Origin of the sequence: Streptomyces sp. ICN903 (genome assembly GCF_022015835.1) — a bacterium.
GTDB lineage: Bacteria > Actinomycetota > Actinomycetes > Streptomycetales > Streptomycetaceae > Streptomyces > Streptomyces fenghuangensis.
Map to the genome: position 1 here is coordinate 1 of NZ_JAKMAY010000553.1, position 1566 is coordinate 1566.

The 1566-nt window shown below is 73.1% G+C and carries 1 protein-coding gene; it reads left to right on the forward strand.

What is annotated here, in order from left to right; translation table 11 throughout:
• Nucleotides 1-1566: transglycosylase domain-containing protein (locus L7D48_RS28710; protein ID WP_237884017.1), on the forward strand; the 1566-nt coding region annotated here is incomplete at both ends.

Consider the following 1566-nt stretch of genomic DNA (forward strand, 5'->3'; position numbering starts at 1 on the left):
GCCCGACCCCGCCAAGCCCCCCACCGGCCTGTCCGGCCAGCGCGGCTACATCGTCGAAGCCGTCAAGCAGCACCTCGCCGCCCGCGACATCCTCGGCGAGGAACGCCTGGCCCAGGGCGGCTTCCGCATCACCACCACCATCGACCGCCGCAAACAGGAGGCCTTCGTCAAGGCCGTCGAACGCGAACTGCTCTCCCAGCTCAGCGAGGAACGCGAGATCGACCGCCACGTCCGCGCCGGCGGCACCTCCATCGACCCCGAAACCGGCGAGGTCGTCGCCATGTACGGCGGCGTCGACTACACCCGGCAGTTCGTCAACAACGCCACCCGCCGCGACTACCAGCCCGGCTCCACCTTCAAGCCCTTCGTCTACGCCGCCGCCCTCGAACACCGCGCGAAGACCCGCGACGGCGACCTCATCGGCCCCGGCACCACCTACAACGGCGACAGCGGGCGCACCGTCGTCGGCCCCGACGGACCCACCACCTGGAAACCCGAGAACGAGGACCAGGTCGACTACGGCGACATCCCCGTCACCACAGCCATGAACAAGTCCGTCAACGCCGTCTTCGCCCAGATGGGCGTGGACGTCGGCCCCGCCAGGGTCAAGGAGACCGCCGCCCGCCTCGGCCTCCCCGACACCACCCCCGGCATGGCCGAGGCCCAGGGCTCCATCTCCCTCGGCACCACCACCCCCAGCACCCTCGACATGGCCCAGGCCTACGCCACCCTCGCCAACCACGGCGAACGCGTCGAGCACACCCTCGTCAAGGAGATCCGGCACGGCGGCGAGCGGATCCGCGTCCCCGAACCGGCCACCCTCCGGGCCGTCTCCCGCTCCACCGCCGACGCCACCACCGCCGTCCTGCGCGGCGTCGTCAGGAGCGGCACCGCGACCGCCGCCAAGGCCGCCGGACGCCCCGCCGCCGGCAAGACCGGCACCGCCGAGGAGGACCGGGCCGCCTGGTTCGCCGGCTACACCCCCGACCTCGTCACCATCGTCGCCGTCATGGGCCAGGACCCCGAGACCGGCGCCCACAAATCCCTCTACGGCGCCGCCGGACTCGCCCGCGTCAACGGCGGCGGCATCCCCGCGCGGATCTGGGCCTCCTACACCTCCGAGGCGCTGCGCGGTACCCCGATCAGGGACTTCGAGCTCAAGCCCGGCAAGAACCGCGTACCCAAGGCGTCCCCCAGCCCCTCCGGCAGCACCGACCCGTCCGGCGGTCCCGACGCCCCCGAGGAGGAACCCACCCAGGTGGACGGCACCGAGGAGACCCCGGACAACTCCGCCTCAGGCCGGGAGGACGCCGAGAACACCGGAGGCGGAGGGGACGACGGGGACGACGGCGCCAACGGCGAACGCGCCCCGGAGAAGACCGGAAAGACCGGGAAGGACCGCGAGCAGGACCGCGGGAAGAAGGCCGGGGACGCCCAGGAGCGCGACCGCGGGAAGAAGGCCCGGGACGACGAGAAGCAGCCGGGTAAACCCGCCGAGCCCTCCGGCGAAGCGGCGGACGGCAAGAACCCCGGCGAAGCCGCCTCCCCGGCCCCCGGGGCCAAGGC